Annotated in this window: 18 protein-coding genes; 12 read left to right on the top strand and 6 right to left on the bottom strand. The window is 72.5% G+C overall.

Annotated elements, in window-relative coordinates; translation table 11 throughout:
- Positions 1-119 precede the first annotated feature (119 nt).
- Positions 120-929: a hypothetical protein gene (locus ACGFZS_RS18075; protein ID WP_393795886.1), complete on the bottom strand. Its 810-nt coding sequence runs from the start codon at positions 927-929 to the stop codon at positions 120-122.
- A gap of 241 nt (positions 930-1170) precedes the next feature.
- Here ACGFZS_RS18075 and bla point away from each other — a divergent pair, with 241 nt between their 5' ends.
- From bla to ACGFZS_RS18040, 7 genes are all read left to right on the top strand, one after another.
- Complete coding sequence (bla, locus tag ACGFZS_RS18070; RefSeq protein ID WP_393795885.1) at positions 1171-2046, top strand: class A beta-lactamase; 876 nt, start codon at positions 1171-1173, stop codon at positions 2044-2046.
- Between the two features lie 183 nt (positions 2047-2229).
- The gene (locus ACGFZS_RS18065) at positions 2230-3942 is read left to right on the top strand and encodes an ATP-binding protein (protein ID WP_393795884.1); all 1713 of its coding nucleotides are present in this window, start codon (positions 2230-2232) and stop codon (positions 3940-3942) included.
- Complete coding sequence (locus ACGFZS_RS18060) at positions 3939-4346, top strand: roadblock/LC7 domain-containing protein (protein WP_123979438.1); 408 nt, start codon at positions 3939-3941, stop codon at positions 4344-4346. The genes ACGFZS_RS18065 and ACGFZS_RS18060 overlap by 4 nt, the downstream gene beginning before the upstream one ends.
- Positions 4343-4690: a DUF742 domain-containing protein gene (locus ACGFZS_RS18055; RefSeq protein WP_393795883.1), complete on the top strand. Its 348-nt coding sequence runs from the start codon at positions 4343-4345 to the stop codon at positions 4688-4690. Before ACGFZS_RS18060 ends, ACGFZS_RS18055 begins: the two co-directional genes overlap by 4 nt.
- Positions 4671-5297, top strand: a complete 627-nt coding sequence (locus ACGFZS_RS18050; protein WP_393795882.1) for an ATP/GTP-binding protein — start codon at positions 4671-4673, stop codon at positions 5295-5297. Before ACGFZS_RS18055 ends, ACGFZS_RS18050 begins: the two co-directional genes overlap by 20 nt.
- Positions 5294-6502, top strand: a complete 1209-nt coding sequence (locus ACGFZS_RS18045) for a cytochrome P450 (protein WP_393534969.1) — start codon at positions 5294-5296, stop codon at positions 6500-6502. The genes ACGFZS_RS18050 and ACGFZS_RS18045 overlap by 4 nt, the downstream gene beginning before the upstream one ends.
- A 73-nt stretch (positions 6503-6575) precedes the next feature.
- Complete coding sequence (locus tag ACGFZS_RS18040) at positions 6576-7802, top strand: cytochrome P450 (protein WP_393795881.1); 1227 nt, start codon at positions 6576-6578, stop codon at positions 7800-7802.
- 10 nt (positions 7803-7812) lie between these two features.
- Here ACGFZS_RS18040 and ACGFZS_RS18035 read toward each other — a convergent pair whose 3' ends face one another.
- Positions 7813-8745 carry a LysR family transcriptional regulator gene (locus ACGFZS_RS18035; protein WP_393795880.1) on the bottom strand — a complete coding sequence of 311 codons (933 nt, stop codon included), beginning with the start codon at positions 8743-8745 and terminating at the stop codon, positions 7813-7815.
- A 189-nt stretch (positions 8746-8934) separates the two neighbouring features.
- Between ACGFZS_RS18035 and ACGFZS_RS18030 the strand changes: the two genes are divergently transcribed.
- Together ACGFZS_RS18030 and ACGFZS_RS18025 are read left to right on the top strand one after the other, a co-directional pair.
- Complete coding sequence (locus ACGFZS_RS18030) at positions 8935-9924, top strand: aldo/keto reductase (RefSeq protein ID WP_393795879.1); 990 nt, start codon at positions 8935-8937, stop codon at positions 9922-9924.
- 37 nt (positions 9925-9961) lie between these two features.
- Positions 9962-11122, top strand: a complete 1161-nt coding sequence (locus tag ACGFZS_RS18025; protein ID WP_393795878.1) for a PP2C family protein-serine/threonine phosphatase — start codon at positions 9962-9964, stop codon at positions 11120-11122.
- 12 nt (positions 11123-11134) lie between these two features.
- Here the strand turns inward: ACGFZS_RS18025 and ACGFZS_RS18020 are convergent, their stop codons facing one another.
- Complete coding sequence (locus tag ACGFZS_RS18020; protein ID WP_393795877.1) at positions 11135-12790, bottom strand: carboxylesterase/lipase family protein; 1656 nt, start codon at positions 12788-12790, stop codon at positions 11135-11137.
- 230 nt (positions 12791-13020) lie between these two features.
- Between ACGFZS_RS18020 and ACGFZS_RS18015 the strand changes: the two genes are divergently transcribed.
- On the top strand, positions 13021-13806 hold the full coding sequence (locus ACGFZS_RS18015; protein ID WP_393795876.1) for an NPP1 family protein: 786 nt from the start codon (positions 13021-13023) through the stop codon (positions 13804-13806).
- 90 nt (positions 13807-13896) lie between these two features.
- On the opposite strand, the gene ACGFZS_RS18010 is transcribed toward ACGFZS_RS18015, so the two are convergent.
- The 3 genes from ACGFZS_RS18010 to ACGFZS_RS18000 form a co-directional block, all read right to left on the bottom strand.
- Positions 13897-14712 (bottom strand): SAM-dependent methyltransferase, encoded by an 816-nt coding sequence (locus tag ACGFZS_RS18010; RefSeq protein WP_359216313.1) that lies wholly within the window; start codon positions 14710-14712, stop codon positions 13897-13899.
- A gap of 121 nt (positions 14713-14833) precedes the next feature.
- Positions 14834-15070: a DUF397 domain-containing protein gene (locus ACGFZS_RS18005; protein WP_217544971.1), complete on the bottom strand. Its 237-nt coding sequence runs from the start codon at positions 15068-15070 to the stop codon at positions 14834-14836.
- Position 15071: 1 nt separating this feature from the next.
- On the bottom strand, positions 15072-15947 hold the full coding sequence (locus tag ACGFZS_RS18000) for a helix-turn-helix domain-containing protein (protein ID WP_393795875.1): 876 nt from the start codon (positions 15945-15947) through the stop codon (positions 15072-15074).
- A gap of 330 nt (positions 15948-16277) precedes the next feature.
- On the opposite strand from ACGFZS_RS18000, the gene ACGFZS_RS17995 reads away from it, so the two are divergent.
- Both ACGFZS_RS17995 and ACGFZS_RS17990 read left to right on the top strand, forming a co-directional pair.
- Positions 16278-16949: an ATP-binding protein gene (locus ACGFZS_RS17995; RefSeq protein WP_393795874.1), complete on the top strand. Its 672-nt coding sequence runs from the start codon at positions 16278-16280 to the stop codon at positions 16947-16949.
- A 231-nt stretch (positions 16950-17180) separates the two neighbouring features.
- Complete coding sequence (locus tag ACGFZS_RS17990) at positions 17181-17912, top strand: DUF6454 family protein (RefSeq protein WP_393795873.1); 732 nt, start codon at positions 17181-17183, stop codon at positions 17910-17912.
- Positions 17913-17927 lie beyond the last annotated feature (15 nt).

Below are 17927 nucleotides of genomic sequence, written 5' to 3'. Positions count from 1 at the left end.
TTAGGGGTTGCGCGGAGTGGCTGAAGTGCGAAAACCATCACATTGACGTCGTTGAGCACTTCGTCGGGTCGGGCGCGTGACTTATGGGATTCCGGGGAAGGCGGGAGGGTTGGGGCGGCTCAGGGGAGCCGGAAGGACGGTACGGGGTGGCGGGGCGGTCCCGGGCGGTGCACGGGCGGGTCGGAGCGGGGCGGGACCGGCGGGGTGCCGAGCCGCTCGACGAGCCGGGCCGGGACCGGCAGCCGGCGGCCGTGCAGCAGGCCGAGGACGATCGCCGCGGCCACCGCGATCAGGTGCTCGCGGCCGGCGAGGTTCGGTACGGCGATGGACTCCCAGACCATCGAGCCGCCGGTCAGCGTGAAGACGACGGGTGCGCGGCGGACCACCGCCAGATAGGTGAACAGGCCCACCACGGCGGCGGACGGCCCCGTGTCGAGGATCCGGCCGGCCTCCGGGGGCAGGCCGAAGCCCCACCAGCCGGGGCCGAGCGCGACCATCACCCGGGCCGTCATGGTGCCGGCCAGCGTGGTGAGGTAGGCGACGGCGAGGGTGCGGGTGCGGCCGAGGGCGAGTTCGGCGAGGGCGAAGGCGAGGAAGAGCTGGGTGATGCCCGCCCAGACCGGCAGGTCGAGCGCCGGGACGTACAGCGACACCGGGGTGCGCAGCAGGGACAGCCACAGCGGCAGGTCGGCGGTGACGCCGCCGAGGTGCCACACCATCCTTCGGCCGAACGGATGCTGGGCGATGCCGTGGAAGAAGATGACGCCGAACGCGGCCACGAACGCCAGCACGACCCCGGAGAGGCCACGCCGTACGAGCTGCCGTACCGGCTCCACCACGATGCTGTGCCATTCGTCGCGCAGTGTGCGCCGCACGAACCTGGCCGCTCGCGCGGCCGCCTGTCCCCAGTCGCCTTTCATGAAAGGCATCGCCCCCTCGATACCGGCCCCGGCCCTCGGTCCTGCGCCCCGGCCCTCCGACCTGCGCCCCGGAAGAGGTTCTCCGCGCCCCGGCCGTTCCAAGCGCATCGTATAGACGTTTGGATCATTTGCGACGATGCGGGAGCTACTACCGGTCGGATTTCGGCGTCGGGTTTATCACCCGTCCACGAGTGAACCCTCCAGGGCGTCGACGCGTCCCCCTTCCCGACGTCCCGGTAAAGGAGCGGCCATGCTGAATCCGTCCCGCCGTACGGTGCTGACCGCGGCCCTGGGAACCGCGCTGCCCGCCGGTACGGCCGCGGACCCGGTGCGCAGGCTCCGCGCGCTGGAACGCGAGCACCGGGCCCGGCTGGGGGTGTTCGCCCGGGACACCGGCTCGAATACCCGGGTCCGGTACCGCGCCGGCGAACTCTTCCCGATGTGTTCGGTGTTCAAGACGCTCGCGGTGGCGGCCGTGCTGCGCGATCTCGACGAGGATGTGCTGGCCGAGGTCGTCCACTACGACGAGAGCGATGTGGAGCGGTCCGGGGGCGCGCCGGTCACCGGGAGGCCCGAGAACCTCGCCTCGGGAATGACGGTCGCCGAGTTGTGCGGGGCGGCGATCTCGTACAGCGACAACACCGCGGCGAACCTGTTGCTGGAGCAACTGGGCGGGCCGGTGGCGGTGACGCGGCTGAGCCGTTCGCTCGGGGACGAGGTGACGCGCCTCGACCGGTGGGAGCCGGAGCTGAACTCGGCGGAGCCCGGGCGGGTCACCGACACCACCAGTCCAGCGGCGATCGGCACCGGTTACGCGCGGCTGGTCCTCGGCGGCGCCCTGGACGACGCGGACCGGCGGCGGCTCACCGGCTGGCTGCGCGCCAACACCACCGGAGGGGAACGGATCCGCGCGGGGCTCCCCGGGGACTGGACGGTCGGCGACAAAACCGGAACGGGCGGGTACGGCACCGCCAACGATGTCGCGATCGCCTGGCCCCCGGGCCGCGCCCCCGTCGTCGTGGCCGTGCTCTCCACCCATGCCGAGGCCACCGCCGAGCCGGATTCGGCGCTGGTCAGGGCGGCGGCCGAGGTCGTGGCGGACGCGTTCACCCGGGGCCGCACATAAGATCGTTCACAGTCGGTCCACAGCAAGTCGGGTTCGGCCAAGCCGGTTTTATGCAATGAGACCGGAACCGTTCTGTTTCGATCACGAACTCTCGTATAGTGACGCGCAGTTCTGTACCCAGCGTCACAACTCCTTCACCGGAACCACATCCCTGCCCACCGCTCCGAGGACCAGACCGGACCGATGACCGCGCCCACGTATCCCGGCGACCGCCCGTCCCTCCGTACGCTCGCGCCGACCCTGGCGCTGACCGCCGTGGTCTCGGCCCTCGCGGTCTTCGCCGCGGTGACCGCCGCGCCGGCCACGGTCCGCACCCCCCTCGCGCTGGGGGCCAGTGCGGCAGCGCTGCTGCTCTGCGCGGCGGTGACCTGGGCCGTTCACGCGGCCCGCACCGCGCGCGGTGCCCGGCGCCGCCTGGAGACGGTGAGTCAGGACATCGGGCGGCTGCTCCAGCAGCAGGCCCGGACCACCGAGGAGGCGCGCCAGGAGCAGCAGCGACTGATCGACGAACTGGCGCAGCAGCGCAGCGAGTTCGCAGACTCCTTCGAGCAGGAGCGGGCCCGGGTCCATGAGGACGGCGCCCAGGAACTGGACTGGTACCGGCGGGAGCACGCCCGGCTCGCCCGTGAACTGGAACAGGCCTCCCGGGAGCGGGCCGCGGCCATCTCCGCGGCGGGCAACGCGGCCGGCCGGATGCAGGCCCTGGCCACCGCCACCCTCGCCGACCTGCGGAGCATGGAGGAGCGGCACACCGACGAGGAGGTCCTCGCCGACCTGCTCCACCTCGACCACCGCACGGCCCAGGCGGGCCGGCTCGCCGACTCCATCGCCGTGCTGACCGGGGCGCGTTCCGGCCGCCGCTGGGCGCGTCCGATCAGCATGGAGTCGATCCTGCGCGGTGCGATGGGACGGATCAGCGGCTACCGCCGGGTGCGGGTGCACTCGGTGAGCGAGACCGCCGTGGCCGGGCACGCGGCCGAGGGTGTCATGCACGCGCTCGCCGAACTCCTCGACAACGCGGCCAACTTCTCGCCCCCGACGGCCGAGGTCCATGTGTACGTGGAGGAGGTCCCGGCCGGGGTCATCGTGTCCGTGGAGGACAGCGGTCTGGTGATGGGCGATGTGCAGCTGCGCCGCGCCGAGCGGGCCGTCTCCGGTGACACCAGCGAGCTGGGCGGTCTCTCCGGCACCCGGCTCGGGCTCGCGGTGGTCGGCCGACTCGCCGGCAAGCACGGTCTGAAGGTGTCGTTCCGGCCGTCGGCGCGCGGCGGCACCGGGGTGCTGATGCTGGTCCCGCAGGATCTGCTGGGCCGCCCGGTCGCCGACGAACCCGCGCCCGCGAAGGAGACGGATCCGGCCGTGCCGGTGCCGTCCCCGGCGGACCCCCTGCCCGTGCACGAGTCCGCCGCCGAGCCCGACGGACCGGCCGAGACCGCCGACTCCATCGGCTCCCCCGACTCCGCCGACTCCATCGAGGAGGGGGACGAGCCCACCGGGCTGCCCAAGCGGCGCCGCGGCCGGACCCTCGCCGAGGCCGAGCGCCGGTCGGCACCGCACCCGGCGGATCCGCGCCCCGCGCCCGCCGCCGAGGACGCCCGGGTCCGCGCCGCCCGCTTCAACAGCTTCCGGCAGGCCGTCCGCCCGACCGCGTCCGACCCCGCCGGTGTCCCCGGCGCGCCGGACGCCGAGGCCGCGGCCGGTCCGGACGGGGTCCCGGGCGCCCCGCACACCCACCCGGCGCCCGACTCCGCCGAGGCCCCCGGCACGGCGGAGGCCAGGACAGCCCCGTACGCCCCCACGCCCGCGCACGATCCGGTCCCCGCGCCCCATCCGGAGTCCGGCCCCGAGCTCACCTCCCACCCGCACGCGCACCCGGAAGGCGACACCACTTCATGACCGGCAGGACCACCGCCGACGACAAGCTCACCTGGCTCATCGAGGGCCTCCTGGAGCGCACCCCCGGCGCGCGGCACGCCCTGGTGCTCTCCCGCGACGGGCTGAAGCTCTGCCGTACCCCGGAGCTCTCCGTCGACCAGGCCGACCAGCTCGCGGCGATCGCCGCCGGTATCCAGTCGCTGTCCCACGGGGCGTCCGTGGAGTTCGGCGACGGCAGCGGCGGTGTGCGCTCGGCCATGACCGAGTTCTACGGCGGCGTCCTGTTCATCGTGGAGGCCGGCGAGGGCGCCCATCTGGCCGTGGTGACCAGCGAGGACGCGGACCCGGGGCTGGTCGGGCACAACATGAGCGAACTGGTGGAGCAACTCGGCGAGCACCTGACCGCGCAGCCCCGCACCTCATGAGCCGACCCGGACGGGACGACTCGCCCGACCGCCTGTACACGATCACCGGCGGCCGCAGCGGCGTCGGCCCCGACAGCCCCTTCGACCTGGTCACACTGGTCGTCGCCGAGTCGGAGCCGGCTCCCGGCATGCAGTCGGAGCACGCGGCGATCCTGCGGCTGGCCGAGTTCCCGACCTCGGTGGTGGAGATCGCCGCCGAGCTGAGACTGCCGGTGAGCATCACCAAGGTCCTGCTGGGCGACCTGCAGGCGGCCGGCCGGGTCAGCGCCCGCCATCCGTACCGGCCGGCCATCACCGACCCCGACATCCTGGAGCAGGTGCTCGTTGGACTCCGCAACCTCTGACGCGCGCACCCCGTTGGGTGCCTCCGCCGACAACGGTTTCAAGATCGTGGTCGTGGGCGGCTTCGGCGTCGGCAAGACCACCCTGGTCCGTTCCGTCAGCGAGATCCGTCCCCTCAACACCGAGGAGACGATGACCCAGGCCGGCGAGGAGGTCGACGACATCCGCGAGGTGCGCGGCAAGTCCGCGACCACCGTGGCCTTCGACTTCGGCCGGATCACCCTGGACGCCCGCAATGTGCTCTACCTGTTCGGGGCGCCGGGGCAGGAGCGGTTCTGGTTCCTGTGGGACCGGCTGTTCTCCGGCACCCTCGGCGCGGTCGTGCTGGTCGACACCCGGCGGATCGGCGACTCCTGGTACGCCATCGACCGGCTGGAGAAGCACGGCACCCCGTTCATCGTGGCCTGCAACGACTTCGGCGGCCCGGTGCACACGCCCGAGGACGTCCGGGACGCGCTCGACCTGGACCCGCACGTCCCGCTGGTCAACTGCGACGCCCGCTCCCGGGAGTCCGGCAAGCAGGTGCTGATCACGCTGGTCCAGCACGTCAAGAACCGGTACGCCGGCCCGTCCGCGGCGGCGGACCCGCACCGACAGGAGTACGTGTGACCCCCGATGCCGTGCCGCTCGGCGGCCCCCGGTTCCAGACCGATCCGGCGCGCCTGTACCGGGAGATGCGGCGCGACCACGGCGCCGTGACCCCCGTCGTGCTCGACGGGGACGTGCCGGCCTGGCTGGTGGTCGGCTACCGCGAACTGCACCAGGTGACCGGCGATCCGGTGCTGTTCAGCCGGGACTCGGAGCTGTGGAACCAGTGGGACCTGATCCCCGACGACTGGCCGCTGCTGCCGATGATCGGCCGTAAGCAGCCGTCGATCCTGTACACCGTCGGCGAGCGGCACCGCGAGCGGGCCGGGATGATCAGCGACGCGCTGGAGGCCGTCGACCCGTTCGAACTGCGCGGCCTGGCCGAGCGGTTCGCGGACGAGCTGATCGACGGGCTGTGCACCGGCGGCGAGGCGGATCTGATCGGCCAGTACGCGATGCTGCTGCCGGTGCGGGTGCTGGCGCGGCTGTACGGCTTCGCCGACGAGGACGGGCCCGGTCTGGTCACCGCCCTGAACGACATGATCGACGGCCGGGAGCGGGCGCTCGCCGGGCAGACCCATCTGGCCACGTCCATGGCCCAGTTGCTGGCCGACCGGAAGGCGGACCCGGCCGACGACGTGGTGTCCCGGATGCTCCAGAACAAGAGCGGGTTCACCGACGAAGAGATCATGCAGGACCTGATGGTCATGATGGCGGCGGGGCACCAGCCGACCGCCGACTGGATCGGCAACTCGCTGCGCCTGATGCTCACCGACAACCGGTTCGCGGCCTCCCTGTTCGGCGGCCGCAACAGTGTCGCCGAGGCGATGAACGAGGTGCTGTGGGAGGACACGCCGAGCCAGAACATCGCGGGCCGCTGGGCGTCCCGGGACACCCAGCTGGGCGGCCGCCGGATCCGCGCCGGTGACCTGCTGATCCTCGGGCTGCAGGGCGCCAACTCCGATCCGCAGGTGCGCACCGACGCCTCCGCGCTGACCGGCGGCAACAACGCGCACTTCTCCTTCGGGCACGGCGAGCACCGCTGTCCGTTCCCCGCGCAGGAGGTCGCCGAGGTGGTCGCCCGGACCGGTATCGAGGTCGTGCTCGACCGGCTGCCGGACATCGACCTGGCGGTGCCGGCCGACGCGCTCACCCGCCGGCCCTCGCCGTGGCTGCGGGGACTGACCGCGCTGCCCGTCCGGTTCACACCCGTACCTGCCCTCTGATTCCCCTCCGACAGACCGGCACAGCACACCGCATGGCGCAGTTACCCGACCCTGCCCTGGGAGGCACGTCACGATGACGACCGGTACCGAACAAGCCCGGATCGCCCTCGACCCGTTCGTCACCGACCTGGAGGGCGAGAGCGCACGGCTGCGCGCCGCCGGTCCGCTCGCCGCCGTGGAGCTGCCCGGCGGGGTGCCGGTCTGGGCGGTCACCCGGCACGCCGAGGCCAAGGCGCTGCTCACCGACCCGCGGCTGGTCAAGGACATCAACGTGTGGGGTGCCTGGCAGCGCGGCGAGATCGCCCCGGACTGGCCGCTGATCGGCCTCGCCAACCCGGGCCGTTCGATGCTCACCGTGGACGGCGCCGACCACCGCCGGATGCGCACCCTGGTCGCGCAGGCCCTCACCCCGCGCCGGGTGGAGGAGATGCGGGAACGGATCGAGAAGCTCACCCAGGACCTGCTGGACGGGCTCCCCGAGGACGCGGAGAGCGTCGACCTGAAGGCGGCCTTCGCCTACCCGCTGCCGATGTACGTGGTCGCCGACCTGATGGGCATCGACGAGGCCGAACTGCCCCGGCTGAAGGTGCTGTTCGAGAAGTTCTTCTCCACCCAGACCCCGCCCGCCGAGGTCATCGCCACCCTCACCGAGCTGGCCGGGATCATGGCGAAGACGGTCGCCGCCAAGCGGGCCGAGCCCGGCGACGACCTCACCAGCGCGCTGATCCTGGCCTCCGAGGACGGCGACCACCTCACCGACGAGGAGATCGTCTCCACCCTGCAGCTGATGGTGGCGGCCGGCCACGAGACCACGATCTCGCTGATCGTCAACGCCGTGGTCAACCTCTCCACCCACCCCGACCAGCGGGCCAAGGTGCTGTCCGGCGAGGTCGACTGGCCGGCGGTGGTCGAGGAGACCCTGCGCTGGTCCACCCCGACCTCGCACGTCCTGATCCGGTTCGCCACCGAGGACGTCCAGGTCGGCGACGCGGTGCTCCCGGCGGGCGACGCGCTGATCGTGTCGTACGCCGCGATAGGCCGTGACGAGCACGCGCACGGGCCGAGCGCCGGGGAGTTCGACGTCACCCGGCAGACCCAGAACCGGCACATCTCCTTCGGGCACGGCCCGCACGTCTGCCCGGGCGCGGCGCTGTCCCGGCTGGAGGCGGGCGTCGCGCTGCCCGCGCTCTACGACCGCTTCCCCGGCCTGGACCTGGCGGTACCGGCGTCCGAGCTGCGCAACAAGCCGGTGGTCACCCAGAACGACCTCTTCGAGCTGCCGGTACGGCTGAACCCCTAGCCCGCCCCTGTCAGCCGCGGCCGTCGAGGACGGCGGCCAGGCGGCTGTTGAGGGCGTCCCTGAGGCCCGCTTCCCTGGCGACCTGCACCAGGGCCCGGGCGAGCACGGACTGGGGTTCGCTGCGGGCGACGACGAGTCCGACCCGGGGGCCGTGGGCCGGGCCCTCCAGGGGGACCACGCGCATGCCCTCCGGTACGCCGAACATGTGCAGCCAGGCGTGCGAGATCACGCTGGACCAGCGGCCGCCGGGCAGGTGGGCGTAGAGCCCGGCCACGCTGTCGGACTCGACGGCCGGGACGGGGGCGGCGCCGTCGGCGGCGAAGCAGTCGTCGATGATCCGCCGGTTGCGCATCCGCCGTCCCAGCAGGCACAGCGGCAGGGCGGCGGCCTGGGACCAGGTGGCGGTGGCGGCCTCGCCGAGGGGGCCGCCGACCGGGGTGAGCAGGACGTAACGCTCCTCGTAGAGCGGGAAGCGGCGGACCTGGCGCAGTTCGTCGTCGTCCAGGTAGGTCATGGCCGCGTCCAGCTCGAACTCGGCGAGGCCGCGCCGGATGTCGGCCGACGACAGGGACTCCAGGGCCACCCTCGCGTGCGGATGCCGGTCGCAGAACGGGCCGGTGAGCAGGGAGGCGACCGGGACGGCGGTGGGGACGATGCCGAGGCGCAGGGTGCCGGTGAGGCCGTCCCGGAGCGCGGACAGCTCCTGGCGCAGGGCGTCCTCCTCGGCGAGGATGCGGTGCGCCCACGCCAGCACCACCTCGCCCTCGGGGGTCAGCCCCTCGTAGCGGCGACCCCGGCGCACGATCGGGACCGCCAGCTCGTGTTCGAGCCGCCGTATCGCGGCGGACAGCGAGGGCTGCGAGACATGGCAGGCGGCCGCCGCGCGGGCGAAGTGCCGCTCCCGGGCGAGCGCGACGAGGTATTCGAGCTGACGCAGGAGCATGCGTCCATGTCTACCGGATCGGCCGCCGGACGGGCGGCGCCCGTTTGACTTCGAGTGCTCTTCAAGTCGTAGCGTCCGTAGCGCCGGACACCGCCCCGAGATGCCGGTGGCCACGAACAGCGGCTGAATGGACCAGGGGCCGTACCCGTCCGGAGCATCGCACGACTCAGTGGGAAAGGCTGGATTCACATGCAACAGCGCACTCTGGGAGATCTGTCGGTCTCGGCCATCGGCCTCGGCTGCATGGGGATGTCCGCCTTCTACGGCACCACCGACCAGGACGAGGGCGTGCAGACCATCCACCGGGCCCTGGAGCTCGGTGTCACCTTCCTCGACACCGCGCAGCTCTACGGTCCGCTCACCAACGAGACCCTGCTCGGCGAGGCGGTCCGGGGGCACCGGGACGAGTACCAGATCGCCACGAAGTTCAACTACCGGATGGACGACGCCGTCCCCGGCGACATGAGCAGCATAGGCCGGCAGGACGGTTCCGCCGAGCACGTCCGCAGCTCGGTCCACGGTTCGCTGGAGCGGCTCGGCACCGACTACATCGACCTGTACTACCAGCACCGCGTCGACCCGAACGTGCCGATCGAGGAGACCGTCGGCGCCATGGCCGAGCTGGTCGCCGAGGGCAAGGTGCGGCACATCGGGCTGAGCGAGGCGAGCCCCGAGACGATCCGGCGGGCCCACGCGGTCCACCCGATCACCGCCGTGCAGACCGAGTACTCGCTGTGGACGCGGGACCCGGAGGACGGGGTGCTCCCGACCTGCCGGGAGCTGGGCATCGGCTTCGTCCCGTACTCGCCGCTGGGCCGCGGCTTCCTCGCCGGCCGGTTCTCCTCCCCCGACGACCTCGACGCGAACGACTGGCGCCGCACCGGCCCCCGCTTCACCGGCGACAACCTGGACGCCAACCTGCGGCTCGCCGCGAAGGTGAAGGAGATCGCCGCCGAGAAGGGCGTGACCCCGGCGCAGCTGGCCCTCGCCTGGGTGCTGGCCCAGGGCGACGGCATCGTCCCGATCCCGGGCACCAAGCGGCGCGGCTACCTGGAGCAGAACGCGGGCGCCGTCGACGTCGAGCTGACCAAGGACGACCTGGCCCGGATCGACGCCGAGGTACCGAGGGCGGCCGGTGAGCGCTACGACGACTCCGGGATGCGCAGCGTGAACCTCTAGGGTGGCCGGGCGACCGGGGGTGGCGCACGCTATTGCCATGGGACCCTGGGAACGGTGTGCGGCGGGCCTGCGGAGGTCGAGGCAGTCCTCCCACGCCCTGCTGCTGCTCCCGGTCCTGCTCATCGTGGTGATCACCGTGACGGACCTGCGGACGCCCGAGAACATCCATCTGGGCCCCGCCCTGGTCATCGCCCCGGCCCTCACCCCGTCCCTCGCGGGGCCCCGGGCGACCGCCCTGGTCGGGGCGCTGGCGGTGGCCGCCCAGGTGCTGATCGCGGTGTTCCACGGCGGGCTGACCACCGCCAACCACATCGTGCAGATCGTCACCCTGGCGGTGCTCTCGGTGATGGTGGTGGTCTACAGCGCGGTCCGCGAGCGGCGCCGCGCCCAGCTCGCCCAGATCCGCACGGTCGCCGAGGCCGCGCAGCACGTGCTGATGTGGCCGCTGCCCGAGCAGATCGGCCCGCTGCGGATCGCCTCGCTGTACCTGGCGGCCGAGGACGAGGCGCAGATCGGCGGAGACCTGTACGCGGCCACCCGCTGCGACGACGCGGTCCGGGTGCTGATCGGTGACGTCCGGGGCAAGGGGCTGTCCGCGATCGGCGAGGCGGCGCTGCTGCTCGGCGCCTTCCGGGAGTCCGCCCACCGGCATGTCGCCCTGCCGGACCTCGCCGCCGCCCTGGACCAGAGCGTGCAGCGCTACGCGGCGGACCTGGAGCCCCCGGAGGAGGCGGGCGAGCGGTTCGCCACCGCGCTGCTGATCGAGATCCCCGACGAGGACCCGGTCACCCGGATGACCAGCAGCGGCCATCCGCCGCCGCTGCTGCTGAGCCCGGGGCACGCGGTCACCGTGCCGAGCCTGCATCCGGCGCCGCCGCTGGGCGTGCCCGCCACGGGCGGCACCGAGCGCACCCTGGACGTGTTCGCCTTCGAGCCCGGCGACACCCTGCTGCTGTACACCGACGGAGTCGTCGAGGCACGGGACGCGCAGGGCCGGTTCTATCCGCTCGCCGAACGGGTCGCCCAGTGGACCGACGCCGCTCCCGAGTCCCTGATGCACCACATCCGGCGCGATCTGCTGGCCCACGCGGGCGGCTACCTCGGCGACGACGCGGCGCTGATCGCCCTGCACCGCACCCCGACCGTGCACCGCCGCGACCACCACGGCATCCTCGGCCACGGCTCCGCGCGGGCCTAGCGGACCCGCCCCTCAGAACGCCTCGGTCTGGGACTCCAGGTACGTCGTCAGGAAGGCCAGCTTGGCGTCGGTGTCGGCGACCGGGAGGGTTCCGGAGCGGGCGCCGAGTTCCATGGTCTGCGGGGTGTCGGTGGCGAGGGCGGGCCAGGTGGGCAGGGAGGTGCCGTTCGGGTCGCCGGTGGCGGCGAAGCGGGCCACGTAGGAGGCGGTGGTGTCGGCGACGTCGTAGTCCTGGGAGGTCCAGGGGCGGTCGGTGTTGTAGAGGAAGCCGAGCAGGTAGTAGACGTCGGAGCCCTCGAAGGCACCGGTCGCGGCGGTGCCGATGGCCGGGTTCGTGTCGTCGTGGCCGGGCGGGACGCGGGTCCAGAAGTAGGTGTGCACGGGGCCGGAGTTGCCGGCCGTGTCCGTGAACTGGCCCGCCCACAGGAAGGCGGAGACGCGTTCCTCGTCCCGGGCGTAGGCGCTGAGCTGCTGGGCGGCCGTGGTGTCGCTGTCCGCCGGGTACAGCTCCAGGAAGGTGTCGGTCAGCCCCAGCGGGCCGAACTCGGAGTCGGCGAACGCGGTGAACGCGGCGAGCGTCGGCTTCAGGTCGGGCAGGGCGCCGCGCGCGTCCTTGCAGACGCCGGTGAGGACGGGCACGTCGGTCTCGGCGCGGGCCGCCAGGACGGCGGTGTAGGTGTCCGGCAGGACGTATCCGTCGAGGACGTGGCCGAAGTCGGCGGAGGTGTCGGCGGTGGCGCGGGCGACGAGGTCGTCGGCGTCCAGCGCGCGCAGCCCGGCCAGATCGTCCACCCCCAGCCGGGCGGCCAGGGCGGTGCCGTCGGCCTCCGCGTCGGCGAGGCTCCGGTAGCGGCCGGGGCTCCGGGCCAGCGCCGGGTCCTTGGTGTACCGGACGCCGGAGGAGAGCAGGGCGCGGTGGTAGAGGCCCCGGGCGCGCCGGGACGCGAGCAGGATGTCGACGACCGAGGCGCCCTGCGCCCAGCCGGCCAGGGTGACCCGGTCCGGGTCGCCGCCGAACGCGCCGATGTTCCGCCGGACCCACTCCAGGGCGGCCACGACGTCCAGGATCCCCCAGTTGCCGGAGCCGCCGTACGCGGACTCGGCGGTCAGGTCGGGGTGCGCGAGGCCGCCCAGCGGGCCGACGCGGTGGTTGGGGGTCACGACGACCACGCCCTTGGCGGCGAGCAGGGAGCCGTTGTAGATCTCCTGCCCCGACCACAGGGCCTGCGCGCCGCCGTACAGCCAGACGAGGACCGGGCGGCTGTCCGCCGAACCGCTCGCCGCCGTCCAGATGTCGAGGTTCAGGCAGTCCTCGCTCAGCTCCGGCACCTGGTCGCCCGGGATGCCCGTGACCGGCTGGGGACAGGCCGGGCCGAACGAGTCGGCGGCGCGGACCCCGTCCCAGGAGGGGGCCGGCTGCGGCGGGCGCCAGCGGTTGGCTCCGGCGGTGGACGCGGCGTACGGGACGCCCTTGTAGACGGTGACGCCCTTCAGGCCGCCCTGGACCCCGGTGAGCCGGCCGGACTCGATGGTGACCGGGTCGGCGGCGGCCGTGCTCCGGGCCGCCTGGGCCGGGGTGGACAGCGTGCCGAGCAGTCCGGCCGCGGCGGCGGCGCCGAGAAAGCCGCGCCGGTTCAGCGCGGCGGAGGGCAGGTCTGTGTCGCTCACGGGCTTCCCTTTCGGGCGGTGGGGGGGGACGAACCGACGAGTAGCCTGACCGCGGGCGGATCGTGGGGCAACCGCATCCGCGAGACTGACAGCAGGTCAACAGCTACTGACAGCAAGGCGGTTGGGCCCGCTGTTCAATTGTCTTTGGGTCAAAGTTAAGTCGTGAGGGTGTTCGTCGGCAGGGGCTGACTGCGAGACTCCGCATCGCCTTTCACCGACAGGGAGTCGACATGCCCGACCTGCAACCCCCCACGCGCAGACGGCCGTTCCGCAAGGCCCTGGCCGCCGCCCTCGGCGCGCTCGCCCTGGTCGTCGCCGTGCCCGCCACCGCCCACGCGGATGTCCTGACGCTGCTGCCGCAGAACGCCGACGGACTGGAGCAGACGTTCTCCCCGGCCTACGACTACGACGGCGACGGCTGCTACGCCACCGCCGCGATCGGCGCCGACGGCACCCTCAACCCCGGCCTCTCGCTGGGCGGTGACGTCAACGGCCACTGCCACGACTACGCGCAGCTCGCCAACGCCAACACCTACTCGCGCGAGAAGTGCGACAACGGCTGGTGCGCGGTGATGTACGCCAGCTACTTCGAGAAGGACCAGGCGACGTACGGGCCACTGGCCATCGGGCACCGGCACGACTGGGAACACGTCATCGTGTGGATCCAGAACAACCAGGTGCAGTACGTCTCGGTGTCCCAGCACAGCAGCTACCAGGTGGCGGCCGCCTCGGCGATCCGGTTCGACGGCACCCACCCGAAGATCGTGTACCACAAGGACGGCCTGTCCACCCACGACTTCAGGTTCGCCAACACCAACGACGACCCGCCGGAGAACGTGACCGGCGGCTGGTTCTTCCCTCGCCTGGTGGGCTGGGACGGCTACCCGGCGGGCTACCGCGACAAGCTCATGAACGCGGACTTCGGCGACGCCACCATCAAGATCAAGGACGGCTCGTTCAACGCCAACCTGTCGTACTCCATGCCGTCCGGGATCTCCTTCGACCCGAACGCCTGAGCAGGCCGCGGCCGTCGTGGCCGAGCGGCGTCCGGGGGACGACCGTGCCGGGGCCGGGAAGGTGAGCCGGGCCCCGGCACGGAGACCGTGTCACGGCTTGCGGGCGACCGCTCCGTACATCGCGATGTCCTCGTCGCGGATGCCCTGTTCGCCGGTGCCGTCCGGGTGCCACTTGTGGACCTGGACGATGCCCGGCTCGACCAGCTCCAGGCCGTCGAAGAACTCGTGGGCCTCGTCGATGGTGCGCAGCCGCATCGGCATGTTGCGGGCCGCGTACTCGCGGGCGACCCGGCCCACCTCGTCGGGCGCGAACTCGGCGGTGCCGATGGACATCGCCAGGTAGCTGCCGGACGGCAGCGGTTCGAGGAGGCGCCGTACGACGCCCACCGCGTCGTCCGCGTCGAGCATGAAGTGGACGATGGCGATCACCGTGAGGGCGACCGGCTTGTCCAGGTCGAGGGTCTCGCGCAGCTCGGGGGCCTCGAAGAGGTCCGTCAGGTCGCGGAAGTCGGCCTCGATGTACGCCGTCCGGCCCTCGGGCGTGCTGGAGAGCAGGCCCTGGGACAGGGTGAGGACGATCGGGTCGTTGTCCACGTAGACGACCCGGGAGTCCGGGGAGACCGCCTGGGCTATCTCGTGGAGGTTGGGGGAGGTGGGAATGCCGGTTCCGACGTCCAGGAACTGGCGCATCCCCGCCTCCTCGGCGAGCCAGCGCACGGCGCGGTTCATCCAGTCGCGGTTGGCGCGCATGTGGATCGGGAGCGCGGGCCACTCATGGGCCATGGCGTCACCCGCCTCCTGGTCGGCGGGGTAGTAGTCCTTGCCGCCCAGGATGTAGTCGTAGATCCGCGCGGAGTGCGCGTTCTCGGTGTCGATGCGGTCGGCCGGCCATCCGTTGTCGGGCAACGCCGTGTCTCCCATTCAGGTGAGGGGGATGCGGGGGTGTTCGGGGGGCTGCGGGTGGTGCGTCAGATGTGGGGGGTTGATTGAACGATCAGCTATAGCAAGGAAGTTCCGGTGAAGCGGATCACATCAGGAAGTCGGCGTCACCCGCCTTCACTCCGGACAGGAAACTCGTCATCTCACGGGGTGTGAAGACCAGCGCCGGACCGTCGGGGTCGGTCGACTGGCGTACCGCGACCCGGCCGTCGGCGAGCTTCTTCACTTCCACGCAGGCACCGCCGGCGTCGTCGCTCCACGGCTTGGACCAGCCGCGCGCGCCGAGTTGCCGGGACGGGATGCCGTTGTGTATCAGGTGGTGCACGTCAGAGCTCCTTGCGAATCGCACCGAGGAAGGCCTCGGTCTTTCTGGCGGGCGCGGCCTGGGCGCCCAACCGGTCCAGGGCCTCGCGATAGACCACGACGTCGTCGCTCTTGTCCAGGTAGACGGCGCCCACCAGGCCGTTGAGATAGACGATGTCGGGCAGCTCCGGGGCCTTGAACCGGAAGAGGTGGTACGCACCCGCGCGCATCGCGGGGTGCGGGCCGTTGGCGAACGGCATGATCTGCAAGGTGACGTTGGGGAGCCGGTTGATCTCGATGAGATGGTCGACCTGGGCCCGCATGACCTCGGAACCGCCGACCGGCCAGCGCAGCACCGTCTCGTCCATCACGACCCACAGCCTCGGCGGCGCCTGGCGGGTGATCAGCTCCTGGCGGCGCATGCGCAGCGCCACCATCCGCTCGGTGGCCTCGCCCGACGCATGCGGGTTGCCGGCGCCGAGCAGCGCCCCGGCGTACTCCCGGGTCTGCAACAGGCCGTGCACGAACTGGTTCTCGTAGGCGCGGATCTGCAACGCGGCCTGTTCCAGGCTCAGATACGCGGCGAACCAGTCCGGCATCACATCGCGGTAGGTGTGCCACCAGCCGCGCTTGTTGGCCTCGCGGACGGACTGCAGGAAGGTGTCGACCTCCTGGCGGTCCGTCACGCCGTAGGTCTGCAGCAGCTTCTCGGCGTCCGCGAGGCGGAGCCGGGCCACCTTGGCGGCCTCCATCCGGCGGATCGTGGAGTGGCTGACGCCGATCGCCGCACCGGCCTGCTCATAGGTCAGTCCGGCCCGGGTGCGCATCTCCTCCAGCTGCCGGCCGAGGATCATGCGCAGGACGGAAGGGGCACCGCCCCAGTCGGTCTCCGAGGTCACGCCCTACCCCCTCGCACCAGGTTTCAGGGTCACCGACTCGCGCGCTCGCGATCGGCTGACGGACTCATTCGATCACTTCCTGTCGGGGAGCAGCATGCACTTCGCTTCTTGCAATTTTCAACTTGCCGGTTGCGAGACGATGTTGGCAGATGTCAGAGTGGGCTTACTGCTCCGGTCGACCAAGGAGCGGGCGAAGCAGTCCAGTTGGGGGAAACTGAGCTGCGGTCCGGCGCCGTCCAGGCTCGGGTCCTCGTCTGCCCTCGAGCGGACCGGGGCGCATGCGACCGCTCAGCCCCCCACGCTGCGAAGCCGGACGAAAGGCGCACGGCGATGGCCCCGCCCTCTCTCCCCCAGCCGCTCGACCGACTGCCCGAGGACCGCCTGCCCGGTCTGCCCCGGCCGGCCCTGACGGCCGCCGCGGAGGGCCCGCACCACCCGTCGGACGTGACGGGCACCCCCAGACCACCCGGAGGCGAACGCCTCGGTCGACTCCCTGGGCCGCAAGGCCTCGACCGGTTCGCCTCCGGGGACCGGCCCCCCGCCCTCAGCCGCGTGTTCGACCTGGCCCCGACGCCCCGGGCGGTGGGCAACGCCCGCCGGAGCGTGGGCGAGCTGCTGGGCTCCTGGGGCGTGGGCGAGGAGGCCTGCGACAACGCGGTCCTGGTGACCTCCGAACTGGTCACCAACGCGATAGTCCACTCGGCCGGCCGGCGGATCGTGTGCCGGGTGCAGGCCACCGCCGACCGGGTCCGCATCGAGGTCGAGGACCAGAACGGGGGCTTCACGCTCCCGGCGCCCCGGCAGGCCAGACCCGACGAGCAGAACGGGCGCGGGCTGTTCCTGGTCGACGCCCTCAGCCTCGACTGGGGCGTCACGGCCGCCCCGGAGGGACCCTCCTCACGCGTCGTCTGGGCCGAGCTGTCGACGGCACCGGACGCACCTGTCACCACCCCCCACACCCCAGGAGGCCCGCCGCCCCATGGACCGTCCCCCCACCCCTGATCTCGCCGCCGACCCGTCCTGGACCCGCACCCGCCCGAAGCCCGGCCCGGAGCAACCCCACAGCGTTCCGGCCGCCTGATCCCGGGCCCCGCCCCCGTCGGCCCGGCCCTCCCTCCGAGGGCCCGGTCACGGGGCGGGACGGCACCCAGCGGCCGTGGCAGGAGATGCGGGCCCCGGCACCGCACCGCATGATCGGGGAGGGAACGGCCTGCGGCGGAAGGCGGCAGCCCCATGACTCCGACGGTCGACGAGGCCATCGCGCGCGTGGTCCGGGCCGGTGCGTGGCTGCTCGTGGACACCGCCCCGCTGGACTTCGCCTGTCACCGCCCCCAGGTTCTCGGCCGGGCCGGCGGCACCTTCTTCCTGACCAGCACGGAGATCCTGGAACCGGCCGGGACCCGTGCGGGCCCGCACGGCCCGTCGTACACCCCGGGACGCGGCCGCGGGCACCTCTTCGAGATGAGCGCGCGGGGACGCCTGCTGCGGCACTGGGAGCTCGGCGAGGACACGGTCTACCACGCCGGCGGGCTCGCCCACGACGGTCAGTTCGTCTGGGTCGCGGTGGCCGAGGACCGGCCCGACTCACGGTCCATCGTGTACCGCCTGGACCCGGCGACCGGCGAGGCCGAGGAGATGTTCCGGTACCCCGACCACCTCGGCGGCATCGCCCGCGACCCCGAGACCGGTCTGCTGCACGCCGTCACCTGGGGCGGCCGGCGCGCCCTGGTGCTGACCACGGACGGCGAACCCGTCAGCCGGACCCCCGCGCCGGGCCGCCACCTCGGCCTCCACTGCTGCCCGGCCGTCACCGTCCGCTCCCCCGCCGGGCCCTCGGTCACCGTCAGGGCCACGGACTTCGAGCTCGCCGGCGCCGACCGGCTGCGGCTGTACGCGCTGCCCGACGGCTCCCCGGCGACGGGCGGCTCACACCTGCTGGTCCTGGAGGCCGCGTCACGGGCCTGACACCCGCGGACCAGG

The organism is Streptomyces sp. NPDC048288 (genome assembly GCF_043201555.1).
Lineage (GTDB): Bacteria > Actinomycetota > Actinomycetes > Streptomycetales > Streptomycetaceae > Streptomyces.
Note: the sequence above shows the minus strand (reverse complement) of the source record. Positions and strands in the feature narration are given on the sequence as shown.